Source organism: Burkholderia sp. F1 (assembly GCF_050813845.1).
Classification (GTDB): domain Bacteria; phylum Pseudomonadota; class Gammaproteobacteria; order Burkholderiales; family Burkholderiaceae; genus Burkholderia; species Burkholderia ubonensis.
Genome location: NZ_CP172421.1, coordinates 991,331 through 1,011,169 on the forward strand (window position 1 = coordinate 991,331; position 19,839 = coordinate 1,011,169).

General features: G+C 69.7%; 19 protein-coding genes. 4 read left to right on the forward strand and 15 right to left on the reverse strand.

Features of this window, described 5'->3' with window-relative positions; genetic code table 11:
- Positions 1-14: 14 nt before the first annotated feature.
- From ACFIMZ_RS04790 to ACFIMZ_RS04800, 3 genes are read right to left on the reverse strand one after another with little or no spacing between them, the layout of a single operon-like run.
- The gene (locus ACFIMZ_RS04790; protein WP_431821631.1) at positions 15-1,151 is read right to left on the reverse strand and encodes a glycosyltransferase family 4 protein; all 1,137 of its coding nucleotides are present in this window, start codon (positions 1,149-1,151) and stop codon (positions 15-17) included.
- Positions 1,152-1,194: 43 nt separating this feature from the next.
- Entirely contained in the window at positions 1,195-2,031 is an 837-nt protein-coding gene (locus ACFIMZ_RS04795) for a glycosyltransferase (protein ID WP_431821632.1), read from the reverse strand.
- A complete protein-coding gene (locus ACFIMZ_RS04800) occupies positions 2,028-3,284 on the reverse strand; it encodes a lipopolysaccharide biosynthesis protein (protein ID WP_431821633.1) in 1,257 nt (418 codons plus the stop codon). The genes ACFIMZ_RS04795 and ACFIMZ_RS04800 overlap by 4 nt, the downstream gene beginning before the upstream one ends.
- 241 nt (positions 3,285-3,525) lie before the next feature.
- Here ACFIMZ_RS04800 and ACFIMZ_RS04805 point away from each other — a divergent pair, with 241 nt between their 5' ends.
- From ACFIMZ_RS04805 to waaA, 4 genes are all read left to right on the forward strand, one after another.
- Positions 3,526-4,920 carry a phosphomannomutase/phosphoglucomutase gene (locus tag ACFIMZ_RS04805; protein WP_431821634.1) on the forward strand — a complete coding sequence of 465 codons (1,395 nt, stop codon included), beginning with the start codon at positions 3,526-3,528 and terminating at the stop codon, positions 4,918-4,920.
- A 140-nt stretch (positions 4,921-5,060) separates the two neighbouring features.
- Positions 5,061-6,056 (forward strand): lipopolysaccharide heptosyltransferase I, encoded by a 996-nt coding sequence (gene waaC, locus ACFIMZ_RS04810; RefSeq protein ID WP_431821635.1) that lies wholly within the window; start codon positions 5,061-5,063, stop codon positions 6,054-6,056.
- A 19-nt stretch (positions 6,057-6,075) separates the two neighbouring features.
- On the forward strand, positions 6,076-6,960 hold the full coding sequence (locus ACFIMZ_RS04815) for a Kdo hydroxylase family protein (protein ID WP_431821636.1): 885 nt from the start codon (positions 6,076-6,078) through the stop codon (positions 6,958-6,960).
- 37 nt (positions 6,961-6,997) lie between these two features.
- The gene (waaA, locus tag ACFIMZ_RS04820; RefSeq protein ID WP_431821637.1) at positions 6,998-8,335 is read left to right on the forward strand and encodes a lipid IV(A) 3-deoxy-D-manno-octulosonic acid transferase; all 1,338 of its coding nucleotides are present in this window, start codon (positions 6,998-7,000) and stop codon (positions 8,333-8,335) included.
- 99 nt (positions 8,336-8,434) lie between these two features.
- Here waaA and ureG read toward each other — a convergent pair whose 3' ends face one another.
- From ureG to urtA, 12 genes are all read right to left on the reverse strand, one after another.
- A complete protein-coding gene (gene ureG / locus ACFIMZ_RS04825; RefSeq protein ID WP_431821638.1) occupies positions 8,435-9,082 on the reverse strand; it encodes an urease accessory protein UreG in 648 nt (215 codons plus the stop codon).
- Positions 9,083-9,099: 17 nt separating this feature from the next.
- Positions 9,100-9,780, reverse strand: a complete 681-nt coding sequence (locus ACFIMZ_RS04830) for an urease accessory protein UreF (protein ID WP_431821639.1) — start codon at positions 9,778-9,780, stop codon at positions 9,100-9,102.
- Positions 9,767-10,378 (reverse strand): urease accessory protein UreE, encoded by a 612-nt coding sequence (ureE, locus tag ACFIMZ_RS04835; RefSeq protein ID WP_431821640.1) that lies wholly within the window; start codon positions 10,376-10,378, stop codon positions 9,767-9,769. The genes ACFIMZ_RS04830 and ureE overlap by 14 nt, the downstream gene beginning before the upstream one ends.
- 12 nt (positions 10,379-10,390) lie before the next feature.
- Positions 10,391-12,097, reverse strand: a complete 1,707-nt coding sequence (gene ureC, locus ACFIMZ_RS04840; protein ID WP_084901215.1) for an urease subunit alpha — start codon at positions 12,095-12,097, stop codon at positions 10,391-10,393.
- A complete protein-coding gene (locus ACFIMZ_RS04845; protein ID WP_431821641.1) occupies positions 12,094-12,417 on the reverse strand; it encodes an urease subunit beta in 324 nt (107 codons plus the stop codon). The genes ureC and ACFIMZ_RS04845 overlap by 4 nt, the downstream gene beginning before the upstream one ends.
- 10 nt (positions 12,418-12,427) lie before the next feature.
- Entirely contained in the window at positions 12,428-12,730 is a 303-nt protein-coding gene (locus ACFIMZ_RS04850) for an urease subunit gamma (RefSeq protein ID WP_006491064.1), read from the reverse strand.
- A gap of 237 nt (positions 12,731-12,967) precedes the next feature.
- Positions 12,968-13,843: an urease accessory protein UreD gene (locus ACFIMZ_RS04855; protein WP_431821642.1), complete on the reverse strand. Its 876-nt coding sequence runs from the start codon at positions 13,841-13,843 to the stop codon at positions 12,968-12,970.
- Positions 13,844-13,923: 80 nt separating this feature from the next.
- Entirely contained in the window at positions 13,924-14,616 is a 693-nt protein-coding gene (gene urtE, locus ACFIMZ_RS04860; protein WP_431821643.1) for an urea ABC transporter ATP-binding subunit UrtE, read from the reverse strand.
- 4 nt (positions 14,617-14,620) lie between these two features.
- Positions 14,621-15,478 (reverse strand): urea ABC transporter ATP-binding protein UrtD, encoded by an 858-nt coding sequence (gene urtD / locus ACFIMZ_RS04865; protein ID WP_431821644.1) that lies wholly within the window; start codon positions 15,476-15,478, stop codon positions 14,621-14,623.
- Entirely contained in the window at positions 15,475-16,659 is a 1,185-nt protein-coding gene (urtC, locus tag ACFIMZ_RS04870; RefSeq protein WP_431821645.1) for an urea ABC transporter permease subunit UrtC, read from the reverse strand. Before urtC ends, urtD begins: the two co-directional genes overlap by 4 nt.
- Before the next feature lies 1 nt (position 16,660).
- Positions 16,661-18,280, reverse strand: coding sequence for an urea ABC transporter permease subunit UrtB (urtB, locus tag ACFIMZ_RS04875; protein WP_431821646.1), 1,620 nt, complete (start codon positions 18,278-18,280; stop codon positions 16,661-16,663).
- 134 nt (positions 18,281-18,414) lie between these two features.
- Positions 18,415-19,722: an urea ABC transporter substrate-binding protein gene (gene urtA / locus ACFIMZ_RS04880; protein WP_431821647.1), complete on the reverse strand. Its 1,308-nt coding sequence runs from the start codon at positions 19,720-19,722 to the stop codon at positions 18,415-18,417.
- Positions 19,723-19,839 lie beyond the last annotated feature (117 nt).

Genomic DNA, 19,839 nt, shown 5'->3' on the forward strand with positions numbered 1-19,839 from the left:
GGCTTCGTGCTCCTTCAGAGAGTGACGCCCGTCAAGGCGCGTATCGTGATTGTGTAGCGTTCGACGACCTTCTGCTCGTCGAACTCGGCGACGACCTTCTGCCGGCCGCGCCGACCCATCGCCGCGCGGCCGTCGGGGCCGAGCGCGATCATCTGCATGACGCGCTCGGCGAGGCTCGCGCTGTCGCGGACCCGGCACAGCAGGCCGGTGTCGCCGTCGGCGACGACGTCGCGGCAGCCCGGCACGTCGGTCGCGACGATCGGGCGGCCCATCGCGGACGCCTCCATCAGCGTGCGCGGCACGCCTTCGCGGTACGACGGCAGCACGACGCAGTCGGCGGCGGCGATGTGCGGCCGCACGTCGTGCGCCTCGCCGAGGTATTCGACGACGCCTTCGCGCACCCACGCGTCGACGTCGTCGCGGCCGATCGCGCTCGGGTTGTCGACGCCGAGCGGGCCGAGCAGCTGGAAGCGCGCGCGCGGATGCTGCGCACGCACGACGCGCGCGGCCTCGACGTACTCGCGCACGCCCTTGTCCCACAGCAGCCGGCCGATCAGGATGAACACCGGCGCGTCATCGGCCGGCAGCGGCGCCGGCGCGAACTGCTCGAGATCGACGCCTTCGCCGTGCAGGAGGCGCGCGCGCTCGGGATGCGCGAGCAGCCGCTCGTCGGTGAAGGTCGCGAGGTCGTCGCGGTTGAGGAACCAGACCTCGCGCGGGAAGCGGAACGCGAACCGGTAGAGCCGCTTCGCGATGCTCGCCGCGCGGCTCTTCTGGATGAACACGTAGCCGAGCCCGGTCGTCACGGCGACCGACGGCACGCGCGCGAGCCACGCGGCGACGGAGCCGTAGATGTTCGGCTTGATCGTGTAGTGGAACACGAGGTGCGGCTGCAGCGCACGGTAATGGCGATACAGCGCGGCGAGCGTGCCGAGATCCTCGCGCGGGCTCGTGCCCTTAGACGCGACCGCGAGCGGCACGTAGCGGCAGCCCATCTGCTCGAGCAGCGGCACCGTGCGGTCGTCGGGCGCGGCCACGATCACCTCGGCGCCGCGCGCGACGAGCATGCGGATCAGCCCGTGGCGATACGTATAGATCGCCCAGGCCGTGTTGCAGACCAGCACGATGCGCAGCGGGGAAGAGGCGGTCATGAAAAAAACCAAAAAATAAAGCGTCGAAAAAGCCGAATATGCGTTAAGCGGACGGCCGCGCGGCGAACAGCGTCTGCTTGATCCGCTGCAGCGTGCGGTACGGCGTCACGAAATGCAGCAGGTTCTTCGCGAGGCCGGCCCAGTCGTACGGGTTCAGCGCGTCGAAATGGCGCAGCAGCAGCGCGAGCGTCGACATCAGCTGGCGGCGCCGCTTGGTCGCGCTGATCCCGCCTTCGTTGAGCTCGTAATAGAGACCGAGCTCCGGCAGGTTCGCGCAATCGTAGCGTTGCATTAAGCGTAAAAAAAGGTCGAGATCCTCGGCGGCGCGGTATTTCGCGCGATAGTTGCCGACCTCGCGCACGGCGTCGACCCGCAGCATCACCGACGGATGCACGAGCGGCGAGCGCAGGAAGCGCGTGCGGCGCAGCGCGCGCGGATCGGCGGGCGGCGTCAGCATGAAGCGCGGCTCGCCGGCGCGCGACACGACCTGCGTCCACATGCCGACGCAGGCGACGCGCGGATGCGCATCGAGATACGCGCGCTGCTTCGCGAGCCGCCCGGGCGCGGCGAGATCGCCCGCGTCGATGCGCGCGGCATAGCGGAAGCCGCGCGCCGCGAGCGCGTCGATGCCGGCCTCGAGCGCGCGCTCGATGCCGCCGTTCTGCGGCATGCGCAGCACCTCGATCACGAGGCCGGGCAGGTCCGGCACGGCCAGCGGCGGCGTGCTGCCGTCGTCGACTATCAGCACGTGCACCGGCGCGTCCTCGCGAAACGACGCAAGGGTCCGGACGACATCGTCATGCGCGTTGTAGGCCGGCATCAGCACGGCCACGTCGCCGAGCGGGCCGGCATCGCGCGGCGCGGAAATAGGGGGCGTCATGGGCGCAGCTTGAAACGAATGTAATAAAAATTTACCGCGGCGGCGGCAAGATAGCCGCCTGCCAGCCCGACGAGCGCGCCGTACAGGCCGAGCCGCGGGATCGCGAACAGGTTGACGAGCGCGGCGATCGCGAGCGCGAGCGCCCATTTCGACAACAGGACGAATTTTGCTTGATATTTGAGAACGATAAGATTGCCTATCGCTTCGATGCCGGCCGGCACGGACAGCCAGACGGCCCAGCGGAAGATGTCGACCGACGCTTCGTAGCCGGGCCCGAACACCTTGCCGATGATGAGCGGCGCGGCGGCATCGAGCACGAGCGCGCCGGCGGTCATCAGGGCGGCCGTCATCGCGATCAGCCGGACGATGTTGCGGCGCAGCCGCGCGACATCCTCCACGCGGTAGACGAAGGCGGGCGCGATCGTCTGCGCGAGCATCAGCGCGAGCGTGATCCAGTTCTCGTTGAGCTGCTGCGCGGCCGCATAGCGGCCGAGATCGGCGAACGACACGTGGCGCTCGAGCATCAGGCGATCGAGCTTGAGGAACAGGTACATGCAGATGAGGCCGAGCCAGAACACCGTGCCGGCGGTCGCGAAGTGCCTGAACGTCGGCCGGTCGACGCGCCAGCCGAGCGTGCCGCCGTGGCGCTGCCGGTAATACAGCAGCAGCACGATGCCGATCGCGGCCGCTTCGAGCGCCCACAGCCACGCGAAGCGGGCGGGGCCGGCGGCGGCGCGCACCAGCAGCCAGACGAGGAGCGCCTTGACGAGCGCCGCGGCCATGCTGGTGACGAGCTGCGGCTTGCTGTAGGTCATGCTCTGCAGCCACGCGTTGACGACGCCGACGAACGGCTCGCGAAAGACCATCGTCACCGCGAGGCCGGCGAGCATCGCGCCGACGAGCGGGTCGAACGCGCCGGCGGCGATCGCGGCCCAGGTCGCGGCGAGCGCGGCGGCCGACACGGCGATGCGCAGCGCGAACGCGCTGCCGAGCACCGCGCCGAGCTGTCCGGCGCTGCGCTGCACGATGGTCGGAACGAGGATTTCCGCGCCGCACACCCAGGTGAGCGGCGCCAGCACGAGGAGCAGCGTATTCGCATACTGCCATTTGCCGAACACGTCCGGCCCGAAATAGCGGGCCAGGAGGCCGCTGATCGCGATCGCGACGCCGATCTGCGTGAGCCGTTCGAGCCCCAGCCAGACGAGGTTCGCGACGGCTTTCGCGACGTCCGGATTGGCGAGGCGCTTCAGCATGGCGTGCTGCGCCGGCGCGCGCGTCGGAAGGGCGCAGCGGCGCCGGCGGGCGAGCGCGTTGCGGCGGCGGGACGGCTAGGCATTAAAATGGGCGGTATCCGCGTAATCAAAACGAGCGATTATAAGTTGGTTCGGGATCGCTCCCGCCATCCCGGCCCATCCGGACAAGCCCCGGGCGCGAGGCCCGGCGCCGGCGACGAGGCGGCCAACGTTTTCCATGCAGGCAACCGAGAGTGAATCGATGATTTCCCAATCCATCTTCAAGGCATATGACATTCGCGGCGTGATCGGCAAGACGCTCGACGCCGACACGGCGCGCGCGATCGGCCGTGCGTTCGGCAGCGAAGTGCGCGCGCACGGCGGCGACGCGGTCGTCGTCGCGCGCGACGGCCGGCTGTCCGGGCCCGAACTCGTCGGGGCACTCGCCGACGGCCTGCGTGCGGCGGGCGTCGACGTCGTCGACGTCGGCATGGTGCCGACGCCGGTCGGTTATTTCGCGGCCAGCGTGCCGCTCGCGCTGAAGGGCGGCGAGCGCCGCGTCGATTCGTGCATCGTCGTCACCGGCAGCCACAATCCGCCGGACTACAACGGCTTCAAGATGGTGCTGCGCGGCGGGGCGATCTACGGCGAGCAGATCCAGGCGCTGTACCGCCGCATCGTCGACGAGCGCTTCGAGACGGGCAGCGGCACGTACGAGCAGATCGACGTCGCGGAGCAGTACATCGCCCGCATCGCCGGCGACATCAAGCTCGCGCGGCCGATGAAGCTCGTCGTCGATGCCGGCAACGGCGTCGCCGGGCCGCTCGCGACGCGCCTGTTCAAGGCACTCGGCTGCGAGCTGGTCGAGCTGTACACCGACATCGACGGCACGTTCCCGAATCACCATCCGGATCCCGCTCACCCGGAAAACCTGCAGGACGTGATCCGCGCGCTGAAGGAAACCGATGCCGAGCTCGGCTTCGCGTTCGACGGCGACGGCGACCGCCTCGGCGTCGTCACGAAGGACGGCCAGATCATCTTCCCGGACCGCCAGCTGATGCTGTTCGCCGAGGAAGTGCTGTCGCGCAACCCGGGCGCGCAGATCATCTACGACGTGAAGTGCACGCGCCATCTCGCGCCGTGGGTGAAGGAGAAGGGCGGCGACCCGCTGATGTGGAAGACCGGCCATTCGCTCGTGAAGGCGAAGCTGCGCGAGACCGGCGCGCCGCTCGCGGGCGAGATGAGCGGCCACGTGTTCTTCAAGGACCGCTGGTACGGCTTCGACGACGGCCTCTACACGGGTGCGCGCCTGCTCGAGATCGTCGCGAAGTCGGCCGACCCGAGCGCGCAGCTGAACGCGCTGCCGGACGCGATGTGCACGCCGGAGCTGCAGCTGTGGCTCGACGAGGGCGAGAACTTCCGCCTGATCGAGAAACTGCAGAGGGAAGCGAAGTTCGACGGCGCGGACGAGGTCGTGACGATCGACGGCCTGCGCGTCGAGTATCCGGACGGCTTCGGTCTCGCGCGTTCGTCGAACACGACGCCCGTTGTCGTGCTGCGCTTCGAGGCCGAGACGCAGGACGGCCTCGCCCGCATCCAGGAAGACTTCCGCCGCGTGCTGACGGCCGCGAAGCCGGACGTGAAGCTGCCGTTCTGAACGCGGGCGGCGGCACGTTCGCCCCCGAAAAGCGGCGCACGCGCAACGCGTGCCGCCGCTTTTTGCCGGTCGGGCCGGCCGGGCGCGATAAAATCCGGTCTTTATGCCTGTCGCCGGCTGTCCGCCGGCGTTTTTTCAGCGTGCAAAAGATCCTGATCGTGCGCGTGTCGTCGCTGGGCGACGTCGTGCACAACATGCCGGTGATCGCCGATATCCGGCGACGCCATCCCGATGCGCAGATCGACTGGCTCGTCGAGGAAAGCTTCGCCGACCTCGTGCGGCTCGTCGACGGCGTGCGCGACGTGCTGCCGTTCTCGCTGCGCCGCTGGCGCAAGAAGCCGTTCGCGGGCGCGACGCGGCGCGAAATCCGCGCATTCCGCAAGCGGCTCGCCGCCGAGCGCTACGACCTCGTGATCGACTGCCAGGGGCTCATCAAGACCGCGTGGGTCGCGAGCTGGGCGCGCGGCCCGCTCGTCGGCCTCGGCAACCGCACCGACGGCGCCGGCTACGAGTGGCCGGTGCGCTTCTTCTACGACAAGCGCGTGCCGATCGAGCCGCGCACGCACGTCGTCGAGCGTTCGCGGCAGCTCGTCGCGGCCGCGCTCGGCGACCCGGCGCCGACGCCCGCCGATCCGATCGACTTCGGCCTCGACACGCGCGCGGCGTCGCGCGCGGTGGCTGCGCTCGGGCTGAACCTGCCGGTGCCGTACGTGGTGTTCGTGCATGCGACGTCGCGCGCCGACAAGCAATGGCCGGACGCCGCGTGGATCGAGCTCGGCCAGTCGCTCGTGCGGCGCGGCGCGTCGCTCGTGCTGCCGTGGGGCAACGACGCGGAGCGCGCGACCAGCGAGCGGCTCGCGAAGGAGTTCGGCGCGGCGGCGATCGTGCCGCCGAAGCTGTCGCTGCCGGCGGTCGTCGGGCTGATCGACGGCGCGGCGGCAACCGTCGGGGTTGACACAGGTCTGGTTCACATCGCGGCCGCGCTGAAGCGCCCGACGGTCGAACTGTACAATTTCGCGACGGCCTGGCGGACCGGCGGCTACTGGTCGCCGAACGTCGCCAACCTGGGCACGGCGGGGCAGCCCCCGTCGATCGCGCAGGTGAAGTCGGCGCTCGCGGGCTTCGGTCTCCTGTAACTGCACGCATCCCAAGACCATGAGCGAATCCCAGATCATCGAAGTCTCGTCCGCCGACTGGCGCGGGCACAATCTGTCGGTGCCGCGCGAGCAGCTGCTGGCCGCGGTCGAAGAAGGCAAGGTGCTGTATTTCCCGCACCTGCGCTTTGCGATCGAAGGCGGCGAGGAAGCGCTGCTCGATCCGGCGCTCGCCGATCCGAAGCGCAAGAACATCAGCCTCGCGCCGAACGGCGGCGCGCTCGCCGGCGTGCTCGGCGACAGCGTCACGCAGTCGGCGGTGCGCGCGCTCGTCGCGCGCTTCCAGCAGCAGGCCGGCTCGCTCGTCGACGGCCTGTTTCCCGAATACCGCGGCAAGCTGCGCGTCGCGCCGACGAGCCTGCGCCTGATGCAGGTCGAGACGCGCCAGACGTCGTGGCGCAAGGACGACAGCCGGCTGCACGTCGACGCGTTCCCGTCGCGCCCGAACTACGGCGAGCGGATCCTGCGCGTGTTCACGAACGTCAATCCGGCCGGCGCGCCGCGCGTGTGGCGCGTCGGCGAGCCGTTCGAGGCCGTCGCGAAACGCTTCCTGCCGCGCATCCGGCCGCAGGTGCCGGGCTCCGCGTGGCTGCTGAACCTGCTGCACGTGACGAAGACGCCGCGCAGCGCGTACGACCACCTGATGCTGAACCTGCACGACAGCATGAAGGCCGACCTCGACTACCAGAAGAACAGCCCGCAGGAGACGATGCCGTTTCCGCCGGGCAGCGTGTGGATCTGCTTCTCCGACCAGGCGTCGCACGCGGTGATGTCCGGCCAGTTCATGCTCGAGCAGACGTTTTTCCTGCCGGTCGACGCGATGGTCCGGCGCGATTGCGCGCCGCTCGGCATTCTCGAGCGCCTGACGGGCAGGGCGCTGGTTTGAACGCGCGCCGCAATCGAAGTCAGGAGGTGGCCGGTTCATGCTGAGGGTGATCTATCGCGCGCTGTGGTGGCTCGTCGCGCCGCTGGCCGTCGTGCGCCTGTACGTACGCTCGCGCAAGGAGCGCGGCTACCGCGAGCATATCGGCGAGCGCTTCGGCTACGGGCCGGGCCGCGCGCCGGACGACCGCGCGCCGCTGATCTGGGTGCATGCGGTGTCGGTCGGCGAGACGCGCGCCGCGCAGCCGCTGATCGACGCGCTGATGAAGGCGCGCCCGGACGCGCGCATCCTGCTCACGCACATGACGCCGAGCGGCCGTGCGACCGGCACGCAGATCTTCGGCGATCGCGTGCTGCGCTGCTACCTGCCGTACGACATGCCGGGCGCGGTGCGGCGCTTCCTGCGCGCATGGCGGCCGACGCTCGGCCTCGTGATGGAAACCGAGGTGTGGCCGACGCTGATCGACGAATGCCGCCGCGCGGACGTGCCGCTCGTGCTGACCAATGCGCGGATGTCCGCGCGGTCTTACAAGCGCGCGGCGAAGTTCGGCGCGGCGACGCGCGACGTGTTCGGCGGCTTCTCGCGGGTGCTCGCGCAGAGCCCGGCCGATGCGGAGCGCCTGAGCTCGCTCGGCGCGCGGCAAGTGACGGTGCTCGGCAACCTGAAATTCGACATGACGACGCCGCCCGAACTCGCGGCGCGCGGCCATGCATGGCGCGACGCGATCGGCGCGCGCCCGGTGTGGGTCGCGGCGAGCACGCGCGAGAACGAGGAAGCGCTGGTGCTGCAGGCGTTCGAAGCGGTGAGGACGCCGGACGCGCTGCTGATCCTGGTGCCGCGTCATCCGCAGCGCTTCGGCGAAGTCGAGGCGCTCGTCGCGCGCAGCAATCTGACGTGCGTGCGGCGTTCGGCCTGGGCGGCGGATGCCGCCGCGCTCGCGGCAGGCCAGCCGGCGGCGGCGCAGTTGCCGGCCGACGTGACGGTGCTGCTCGGCGATTCGATGGGCGAGCTGGGCGCGTACTACGCGGCGGCCGACGTCGCGTTCATCGGCGGCAGCCTGCTGCCGCTCGGCGGGCAGAACCTGATCGAAGCGTGCGCGGTCGGCGTGCCGGTGCTGATCGGGCCGCACGTGTTCAACTTCACGCAGGCGACCGCCGACGCGGTCGCGGCGGGCGCCGCGCAGCAGGTGCAGGATCCCGCGGATCTCGCCCGCGTGCTCGACGCGCTGTTCGCCGACAAGGCGCGGCGCATCGCGATGGGCGCGGCCGGCGCGGCCTTCGCGGCGCGCCATCGCGGCGCGACCGCGCGGACGGTCGACGTGCTGGCGGCGCTGCTGCCGGCCGCCGGGAACGGCGCGCGCGCGACGCAGGACGAGTAGGCACGGCACGGCGGTAGGCGCGGCGCGCTTTCGCATCGGCGGGCGCGCGCCGCGGCTTGCGACGCATGCGTGCCCGCGAGCGCGGGCCGGCGTCCTCGCTCAGACCTTCAGCAGTCCTTTCTTCTCGATGAACGCGACGACGTCCGCGACGCCGTCGAGCGCCTTCAGGTTCGTCATCACGTACGGCCGTTCGCCGCGCATCTTCCTCGTGTCGGACGCCATCACGTCGAGGTTCGCGCCGACGAGCGGCGCGAGGTCGGTCTTGTTGATCACGAGCAGGTCCGACTTCGTGATGCCCGGCCCGCCCTTGCGCGGGATCTTCTCGCCGCCCGCGACGTCGATCACGTAGATCGTCAGGTCCGACAGCTCGGGGCTGAACGTCGCCGCGAGATTGTCGCCGCCGGACTCGATGAACACGATGTCCGCGTCCGGAAAGCGCGCGAGCATCCGGTCGACCGCTTCGAGGTTGATCGACGCGTCCTCGCGGATCGCGGTGTGCGGGCAGCCGCCCGTCTCGACGCCCATGATCCGTTCCTCGGGCAGCGCGCCCGCGACCGTCAGCAGGCGCTGGTCTTCCTTCGTATAGATGTCGTTGGTGATTGCGACGAGGTCGTAGGTGCCGCGCATCGCCTTGCACAGCATTTCGAGCAGCGTGGTCTTGCCGGAGCCGACCGGGCCGCCGATGCCGACGCGCAGCGGCGGCAGCTTCTTCGTGCGGCGGGCGGACGGGGAGTAGGGTGCGTTCATGGCGGGTGGCGTGTGGGTCAGGAGCGGAACAGCCGCGAATACTGGGTCTCGTGCCGCGCGGACAGGATGCCGAGCTGCGGCGCGAACGTGTTGATCCGGTCGGGCGGCGTCGCGAGCGCGCGCTGCACGGCCGCGTCGATCGCGCCGCGCAGCGCGACGATGATTTTCTGGCCGGCGAGCTGGCCGAGCGGCACCGCTTTCAGCGCGGCGGACGTCTGGTTCTCGACCCAGCCGAACGCATACGCGGCGAGCGTCGCGTCGGCGTGCGCGCCGTGCGCCGCCGCCGCATACGCAAACGCGGTCGGCAGCGCGATCGGCGTGATCGCCGCAAGCGTCGCGCGGCGCGCGGCGTCACCCCATTCCAGCGACGTGCACAGTTGCGCGAGCGACCAGCCCATCTGTTCGGTCTCGCGACGCAGCTCCGCCGATTCGCGGCTCGCGACGAACCATGCGTTTTCGCGGGCGAGCGCGTCGGCGTCGTGCGCATGCCAGCGCGCGAGCTGGTGCGCGAGGAACGGCAGCTCGCCGTGCGCGAGCACGTCGGCGAGGCCGCTCGCGATCCAGTCGCGCGCGCTGTCGGCGTCGCGAATCAGGTTCGCGTCGAGCGCCGCTTCGAGGCCCTGCGAGTAGCTGAACGCGCCGATCGGCAGCGCGGGCGACGCGAGGTGCAGCAGCGCGACGAGTTCAGTGGTGTTCATGGCCGTGGCCGTGTGCGCATCCGGGGCCATGCTGGTGATCGTGATCGTGATCGTGATCGTGATCGTGCGAATGCGAATGGCCGTGGTGCTCGCCGAACACCTGCTGCGCGAGCGCATAGTCCTCGGCGAAGGTCGCGTCGTGGCCGTGCCGGTGCCCGCCGCCGTATGCGCCGGCTTCCGGCTGGAACGGCGCGTCGACCTGCTCGACCTGCGTGCCGAGCCGGCGCAGCATGTCCGCGAGCACGGGATCGGCTTCGAGCAACAGGTAGCCGTCGCCGATCTCGACCGGCGTGTGGCGGTTGCCGAGGTGGTAGGCGGCGCGCATCAGCGTCAGCGGATCGGCCGCGCGCACGCGCAGCACGGTTTCGGGCGCGGCGGCGACGCGCACGAGCGCGCCGTCGTCGGCGACGAGCACGTCGCCGTCGCGCAGCACGGTGCCGCGCGGCAGCACGAGCGCGACGTCTTCGCCGGTGTCGAGCGTGGCCGCGAGGCGGCTCCTGCAGCGGGCGTCGTAGGCGAGCGTGAGCGTCGGCGCGCGCGCGACGAGCGACGCGGCAAGCTTCACGTTCGGGGCAATGCGTTTGTCGAGGGTGCGCATGAGTCGAAATCGTCAGAACAGGAAATAGCGCTGCGCCATCGGCAGCACCGCGGCCGGCTCGCAGGTGAGGAGCTGGCCGTCGGCGATCACGTCGTAGGTTTCCGGATCGACGCTGATCGCGGGCCGCCACGCGTTGTGGATCATGTCGGCCTTCGTCACGTTGCGGCAGTTGCGCACCGGCACGATGCGCTTCGCGAGCCCGTAGCGCTCGGCGATGCCGGCGTCGGCCGCCATCTGCGACACGAACGTCAGCGACGTGCGCGCGAGCGCGCCGCCGCGCGTCGCGAACATCTCGCGATAGTGGACGGGCTGCGGCGTCGGGATCGACGCGTTCGGGTCGCCCATCTGCGCCATCGCGATCATCCCGCCCTTCAGGATCATCGTCGGCTTGATGCCGAAGAACGCCGGTTCCCACAGCACGAGGTCCGCCCACTTGCCGGGCTCGATCGAGCCGACCTCGTGCGCGATCCCGTGCGTGAGCGCCGGGTTGATCGTGTACTTCGCGACGTAGCGCTTCGCGCGGAAGTTGTCGTGGCGCGCGTTGTCCTCCGGCAGCGCGCCGCGCTGCACCTTCATCTTGTGCGCGGTCTGCCAGGTGCGGATGATCACCTCGCCGACGCGGCCCATCGCCTGCGAGTCGGACGACAGCATCGACAGCGCGCCGAGGTCGTGCAGGATGTCCTCGGCCGCGATCGTCTCGCGGCGGATGCGCGACTCGGCGAACGCGAGATCCTCGGCGATCGACGGATCGAGGTGATGGCACACCATCAGCATGTCGAGGTGCTCGTCGAGCGTGTTGATCGTGTACGGGCGCGTCGGGTTGGTCGACGACGGCAGCACGTTCGCCTCGCCGCACACCTTCAGGATGTCGGGCGCATGGCCGCCGCCCGCGCCTTCGGTGTGATACGTGTGGATCGTGCGGCCCTTGAACGCGGCGACCGTCGATTCGACGAAGCCGGCTTCGTTCAGCGTGTCGGTGTGGATCGCGACCTGCGTGTCGGTGTCGTCCGCGACCGACAGGCAGTTGTCGATCGCGGCGGGCGTCGTGCCCCAGTCCTCGTGCAGCTTCAGCCCGATCGCGCCGGCGGCGATCTGCTCGACGAGCGGCTGCGGCAGGCTCGCGTTGCCCTTGCCGAGAAAGCCGAGGTTGATCGGCCAGCCGTCGGCCGCCTGCAGCATCCGCTCCATGTGCCACGGGCCCGGCGTGCAGGTGGTCGCGTTGGTGCCGGTCGCGGGCCCCGTGCCGCCGCCGAGCATCGTCGTGACGCCGGAAGCCAGCGCCTCGTCGATCTGCTGCGGGCTGATGAAGTGGATGTGCGTGTCGATGCCGCCCGCGGTCACGATCAGCCCTTCGCCGGCGATCACTTCGGTCGCCGCGCCGATCGCGATCGTCACGCCCGGCTGGATGTCGGGATTGCCGGCCTTGCCGATCGCGGCGATGCGGCCGTGCTTGATCGCGATGTCGGCCTTCACGATGCCCCAGTGATCGAGGATCACCGCGTTCGTGATCACCGTATCGGGCACGTCGGCGGCGACGCGCTGCGACTGGCCCATCCCGTCGCGGATCACCTTCCCGCCGCCGAATTTCACTTCCTCGCCGTAGATCGTGCAGTCGCGTTCGATCTCGATCAGCAGCTCGGTATCGGCGAGACGGATGCGGTCGCCCGTCGTCGGCCCGAACATCTCCGCGTACGCGCGGCGGCTCAAGCGTAGTGTCATGTCGTGCTGTTCCTGAAGAGCGGCCCCATTACCTTGCCCTGAAAACCGTAGACGGCACGGTCGCCCGCGAGCTCGACGAGCTCGACCGTGCGCGTCTGGCCCGGCTCGAAGCGCACCGCGGTGCCGGCCGCGATGTTGAGCCGGAAGCCGCGCGCGGCCGCGCGATCGAACGACAGCGCGTCGTTGACTTCGTGGAAGTGATAGTGCGAGCCGACCTGCACCGGCCGGTCGCCGGTGTTCGCGACCGTCAGCGTGAGCGTCGCGCGGCCCGCGTTCAGCTCGTGCTCGCCGTCGTCGGTGAGGATTTCGCCGGGAATCATGCTGGGTGCCTCAGGGAATCGGATGGTGGACCGTGACGAGCTTCGTGCCGTCCGGAAAGGTCGCTTCGACCTGGATGTCGGGAATCATCTCGGGCACGCCGTCCATCACGTCGTCGCGCGTGAGCAGCGTCGTGCCGTAGTGCATCACCTCGGCGACGGTCCGGCCGTCGCGCGCGGCTTCCATCAGCGCGGCGGTGATGAACGCGACCGCCTCCGGATAGTTGAGCTTGAGGCCGCGCGCACGGCGGCGCTCGGCCAGCAGCGCTGCCGTGAAGATCAGCAGCTTGTCTTTTTCGCGGGGAGTCAGTTTCATGAAGGCAAGCGTTCAGGAAAACGTAATTATTTCTCGGTGCACTGCTGCCGTGCAGAAGCGCGATTCATCGTAGCACCGCATCATCCGGCGTGCCGTGCGTATCGGATATGTAAGGAGCAAGCAGCGTGCCATGCACGCGGAACGGCGCCGGATGCGCGTTCGTGGTGCGCGGTGCATGAGCGGTGTGCGGCGCCGGGTGCAGCGCTGCGCCGAAATGGGGCGTTAAGGCGGGCGGGATCAGGTCTGCCAGAGCCGCAGCGGCCGCGCGGCGACGCCGTGCACGATCGGGCGCAGATGCAGCCAGCAGTCGACGAAGTGCCGTTGCAGCGCCTCCATCGACACCGCGAGCGCGCGCACGAGCACGACGCCCGGCGTCACGCAGGTCGCGCCCGCGCGCAGCATGGCGTCGAACGGCATCCGTTCGGCGAGCGATTCCGCGAGCGCGGCGTCGCACGCGGCGCCGATCGCCCACAGCGTGCCGTAGGCCGGGAAGCCCGCGAGCGCCTGCGGCGCGCCGCGCAGCGCGTCGTCGGCTTCGAGCAGCGCGCGCTCGGTCCACAGCGGCCGGCCGGCGGCGTCGACGATGGCCGACGTCGATGCGACGCGGCCCGCCGACCATGCTTCGCCGGCCGCTTGCCGGCCGAGTTGCGTCGCGTCCCAGCCGAGCGCGCTCGCTCCTGCGCCGAGCGTCAGCGTGAAGTCGAGCGATGCGTGCGCCGAGTCGAAGAACAGGTTGTTCTGCGGCAGCCAGTCGAGCTTCGCGTGGTCGCCGAGCACGATGCCGATGCGCTGCGTCGCGTCGAGGCCGTTCGACTTGTACCACTTGGTCGCGCCGGGCGTCGTCAGCACCGCGTGCGTGCCGTCGCCGAGCGCGATGTCGAGGTCGAGCCGGTCGCCGCCCGCGACGCCGCCCGGCGGATGGACGATCACCGCGTGGCAGATCGCGTCGCCTTCCGGATACAGCGGCCGCTGCACGCGCAGCGGGCCGTCGTGCAGGCGGTGGACGAGCGTGGTGCGCGCGCCGTGCCGCTCGAAGCCGAGTTCGAGACGGGCGCGCCATGACTTGGCGACGGCGGGGCGGGACAGCGACACGTGGGAATCGGGGGCGGACATCGGCGGAAAGCGGGCGCGGGGAACGTGGATGCTACCGGAACAATAATCCCTCTGCCGCAACCGCGATCCGGCGCCGCTTGCTACACGGCGATCAACTCCCGCACGCCATTGCTTTCCATGTCCCGCGCATCGCCGCCCGCGACGATCTCCCCGCGGCTCATCACCCAGTAATGGTCGGCGATCGAGCGCGCGAAATCGTAATACTGTTCGACGAGCAGCACCGTCATCTTCGTTTCGTCGACGAGCTGCCGCAGCGTGCGGCCGATGTCCTGGATGATCGACGGCTGGATGCCCTCGGTCGGCTCGTCGAGGATCAGCAACTGTGGTTCGCTCATCAGCGCGCGGCCGATCGCAAGCTGCTGCTGCTGGCCGCCCGACAGGTCGCCGCCGCGCCGCGCGCGCATGTCCTTCAGCACCGGAAACAGGTCGTAGATGCGGTCCGGCACTTTCGACGGCGCGCGTCGGCTCGCCGCGCCGACGAGCAGGTTCTCCTCGACGGTGAGGCGCGGAAAGATGTCGCGGCCCTGCGGCACGTAGGCGAGCCCGGCCGCGACGCGCGCATACGGTGGCAGCGCGCCGAGCGTCGCGCCGCGCCACGCCACCGTGCCGCTCTTCGCGGCGACGACGCCCATCAGGCAGCGCAGCAGCGTCGTCTTGCCGACGCCGTTGCGGCCGAGCAGCACCGTCAGCTTGCCGTCGTCGGCGGAAAGCGTCACGTTGCGCAGGATATGGCTGCCGCCGTAATACTGGTTCAGCGAGTCGATCTTCAGCATCGCGTCATCGTCCGAGATAAGACTCGATCACCGCGTCGTCGCGCTTGACCTGATCTAGCGTGCCGTGCGCGAGCACCGCGCCTTCGGCCATCACCGTCACGCGCCCCGCGTCACCCGCGAGCGCCGCGACGAATTCCATGTCGTGCTCGACGACCATCATCGAGCAGGTGCCGCGCAGCGTGTTCAGCAGGTCCGCGAGCTCCATCGTCTCGTGATCGGTCATGCCCGCCGCGGGCTCGTCGAGCAGCAGCAGCGCGGGGCGCTGCATCAGCAGCATGCCGATCTCGAGCCGCTGCTTCTGCCCGTGCGACAGCTCGCCGGCCGCGCGGAACGCGTGCGCTTCGAGACCGATCAGCGCGAGCGTCTCCTCGATCTTCGCCTGCGCGGCCTTGTCGAGCCGCGCGCGCAGCGACGCGAGCCAGCCCTTGTCCGTCTGCATCGCGAGCTCGAGGTTTTCCCATACCGGGTGCTGCTCGAACACGGTCGGCTTCTGGAACTTGCGGCCGATGCCCGCGCGCGCGATTTCCGGCTCGCTCATCCGCGACAGGTCGAGCGTCTGGCCGAGAAACACCTTGCCCGCATCCGGACGCGTCTTGCCGGTGATCACGTCCATCATCGTCGTCTTGCCCGCGCCGTTCGGGCCGATCACGCAGCGCAGCTCGCCGGCATCGATCGACAGCGACAGCTTGTTCAGCGCGCGAAAGCCGTCGAAGCTGACCTCGATGTCCTCGAGGTAGAGGATCGTGCCGTGCGACGTGTCGATGCCGGGCGTGACGACGCGTGCGAGCGACGCGGTGCCGCTGACGGCGAGCAGCTCGTCCTCGCTCGGCGGCGCGAACTGGTAGAGGGCGGTTCCGTTCATGCGCGTTTCCCCTTGGCGATGGCGGCCTCGACGAGGCCCATGATCCCGCGCGGCAGCAGCAGCGGCACGAGCACGAAGATCAGGCCGAGGAAGAACAGCCAGTACTCGGCGAAATAGGCGGTGAAAAAGCTCTTCGCGCCGTTCACCGCGAACGCGCCGACGATCGGCCCGATCAGCGTGCCGCGCCCGCCGACGGCGACCCAGATCGCCATCTCGATCGAATTGCCGGGCGACATCTCGCCGGGGTTGATGATGCCGACCTGCGGCACGTACAGCGCGCCGGCGACGCCGCACAGCACGGCCGACGCGGTCCACACGAACAGCTTGTACGCGAGCGGGCTGTAGCCGAGGAACATCAGCCGCGTCTCGCCGTCGCGCACCGCGGTCACGACGCGCCCGAGCTTGCTCGTGACGATCGCGCGCGCGGCGACGAACGCGAGCACGAGCGTCGCGAAGGTCAGCAGGAACAGCACCGTGCGCGTGCCGGGCGACGTGATCGGGAAGCCGGCGATGCGCTTGAAGTCGGTGAAGCCGTTGTTGCCGCCGAAGCCCGTCTCGTTGCGATAGAACAGCAGCATCGCGGCGAACGTCAGCGCCTGCGTGATGATCGACAGGTACACGCCCTTCACGCGCGAGCGGAACGTGAAGAAGCCGAACACCCACGCGAGCACCGCGGGCACGAGCACGACGAGCGCGAGCGCGACCGCGAGATGCTGCGTGCCGCTCCAGTACCACGGCAGCTGGTGCCAGTCGAGAAACACCATGAAGTCGGGCAGGTCGCTGCCGTACTTGCCGTCGCGGCCGATCTCGCGCATCAGGTACATGCCGATCGCATAGCCGCCGAGCGCGAAGAACAGGCCGTGGCCGAGACTCAGGATGCCGCAGTAGCCCCACACGAGATCGAGCGCGAGTGCGGCGATCGCGTAGCACATCAGCTTGCCGGCGAGCGTCATCGCATACGCGGACAGGTGGAATGCGCTCGAATCCGGCGCGACGAGCGCGGCGAGCGGCACGCCGACGCCGACCGCGATGCACAGCGCGACGAGCGCGAGCCACGCGCGGCGCGACAGCAGCGCGGGGCGGGGCGGCAGGCCGAGCGCGAAGCCGCCCTGCACGCGCGCGGCGGCGGGCGGCGTGGCCGCGGCGGCCGCGTTCGGCAACGAATCGGTAAATGCAGTCATCTTATGCCTCCGCGCTGCGTCCCTTCAGGGCGAACATGCCCTGCGGACGTTTCTGGATGAACAGCACGATCATCACGAGCACCGCGATCTTCGCGAGCACCGCGCCCCAGAACGGCTCGATCGCCTTGCTGACGAGGCCGAGCCCGAAGCCGCCGAGCACGGTGCCGGCGATCTGCCCGACGCCGCCCAGCACGACGGCCATGAACGAATCGATGATGTAGTTCTGGCCGAGGTCCGGGCCGACGTTGCCGATCTGCGACAGCGCGCAGCCGCCGAGGCCCGCGATGCCGGCGCCGAACGCGAACGCATACGCGTCGACGCGCGCGGTCTTCACGCCGACGCACGCGGCCATCCGCCGGTTCTGCGTGACCGCGCGCACGAACAGGCCGAGCCGCGTCTTCGTCAGCACGGCCCACGCGATGAAGACCACCGCGAGCGCGAACGCGAGGATCACGAGCCGGTTGTACGGCAGGATCAGGTTCTGCATCACGGTCACGCCGCCGCTCATCCACGACGGGTTCACGACCTGCACGTTCTGCGCGCCGAACAGCATCCGCATCGCCTGGATCAGGATCAGGCTCACGCCGAAGGTTGCGAGCAGCGTCTCGAGCGGGCGGCCGTACAGGTGCCGCAGCACGAGCCGCTCCAGCACGATGCCGACGAGCGCGGCCGCCGCGAACGACGCGGGCACCGCGACGAGCGGATACCAGTCGAACGCGGCCGGCGCGAAGCGCTGCACCAGCGTCTGCACGACGTAGGTCGCATATGCGCCGATCATCAGGAATTCGCCGTGCGCCATGTTGATCACGCCGATCAGGCCGTAGGTGATCGCGAGGCCGAGCGCCGCGAGCAGCAGCACGCTGCCGAGCGACAGGCCCGCGAACAGCGTGCCGGCGATCTCGCCGCACCGCTGCAGCGAATGCAGTGCGTCGAGCCCTTGCTGTGCGGCGTCGCGCACGCGCGCATCGGGTTCCGCGTAGCTGCCGTCGGAATTCCTTGCGACGAGCGGGCGCAACTGCTCGATCATGTCGAGATCCTTGCGCGCGGCGACGACCTTCACTGCTTCGAGACGCTTCGCCGGATCGGCATCGTGCAGCGCGGCGATCGCCCACAGCGCGTCGAGGCGGCGCTTCAGCGACGGGTCGGTCTCGTTCGCGCGGGCGCGGTCGATCATCGGCTTCAGCGCGGGATCGGGCGATTTCAGCAGCGCGTCGATCGCGTCGCGCCGCGCCGCGACGTCCGGCGACGCGAGCGCGAGGCCCGACAGCGCGGCGGCGATCTTCGTGCGCAGCAGGTTGTTGAGCATCACCGGCTGCGCGTCGCCGGGCTGCGCGGCCGCTTGCGTCAGCGCGTCGCGCACGGCGTCGCCGGTCTGGATCAGGATGCGGCCGTCGCCGGTCGCGAGCGCGTCGCCGGACGACAGCGCATTGAGCAGCGTCACGGCGTGCGGATCGGGATCGGCTGCGAGCCGCTCGATCGCGGAAGTCTTCGCGTCGAAGTCGTCGCCGGCGAGCGCGGCGGTGTCGGCGGCCGTCAGCGCGAAGGCCGTGCGTGGCGCGACGCCGGCGAGGGCGGCGCACGCAACGAGCGCGACGGCGGCGCGGCGGAAAAGAGTCGGCATCAGGATGTCCTGGCAGGCGTGGAGAGGAGGTCTCGCGCGGCGAAACGTGCAGCTGGCCGAACCCGGCGTCAGGGCGGCAGCGGGCTTGCCGCGGCCGGCGCACCGCTCGCATGCGCGCGGTGCGCCGGATCGCATCAGGCCAGCGCCGCGCGCTGCCGGCGCAGGAACGCCGGGATCGAGCTGACGACGTCCGGCTTGCCCTGGTTGCCCGCGATGAACGGGCTCCACGGCTGTGCGCGAATCGCGGTCTTGGTCTTCCACACGACGTTGAACTGCCCGTCGCCGCGGATCTCGCCGATCATCACCGGCTTGTGCAGGTGATGATTGCCGTCCATCGTCAGCGTGAAGCCGGACGGCGCGGTGACGCTCTGGCCGATCATCGCGGCACGCACCTTGTCGACGTCGGTGCTCTTCGCCTTCTCGACCGCCTGCTTCCACATGTGGATGCCGACGAAGGTCGCTTCCATCGGGTCGTTGGTCACGCGCTTCGCGCCGCCGGGCAGGTTGTTCGCCTTCACCCACGCGGCGAACTGGTCCTTGAACTTCGTGTTCGCCGGGTTCTTCACCGACATGAAGTAGTTCCACGCGGCGAGATGCCCGACGAGCGGCTTCGTGTCGATCCCGCGCAGCTCTTCCTCGCCGACCGAGAACGCGACGACCGGCACGTCGGTCGCCTTGATCCCCTGGTTGCCGAGCTCCTTGTAGAACGGCACGTTCGAGTCGCCGTTGATCGTCGAGATCACGGTCGTCTTGCCGCCTTGCGAGAAGTTCTTGATGTTCGCGACGATGGTCTGGTAGTCGCTGTGGCCGAACGGCGTGTAGACCTCCTGAATGTCGGCCTCCTTCACGCCCTTCGATTTGAGGAACGCGCGCAGGATCTTGTTGGTCGTGCGCGGATACACGTAGTCGGTGCCGAGCAGGAAGAAGCGCTTCGCGCCGCCGCCTTCGGCGCCCATCAGGTACTCGACCGCGGGAATCGCCTGCTGGTTCGGCGCGGCGCCCGTGTAGAACACGTTGCGCGACATTTCCTCGCCCTCGTACTGCACCGGATAGTAGAGCAGGCCGTTCAGCTCCTCGAACACGGGCAGCACCGACTTGCGCGACACCGAGGTCCAGCAGCCGAACACGCACGCGACCTTGTCCTGCGTGAGCAGCTGGCGCGCCTTCTCCGCGAACAGCGGCCAGTTCGACGCGGGATCGACGACGACCGGCTCGAGCTTGCGGCCCAGCACGCCGCCGCTCTTGTTGATGTCGGCGATCGTCATCAGCGCGGTGTCCTTCAGCGACGTCTCGGAGATCGCCATCGTGCCGGACAGCGAATGCAGGATGCCGACCTTGATCGGGCCGCTGCCCGCATCGGCCGCGCGGGCGAACGGGCTCTTGCCCGCGAGCGCGAGCGCGCCGGCCATCGATCCGAACTTCAACAGACTGCGACGTTTCATCGAGTTCCCCTTGACGTGTTGGATGTGTGTGCGCCGTTGCGGCGTCGACCGTCGGTACTACGCAAGGCATGTGCCAGTTGCGCGCACGCACGGCGGACGTGCGTCACGCGGGCGGCG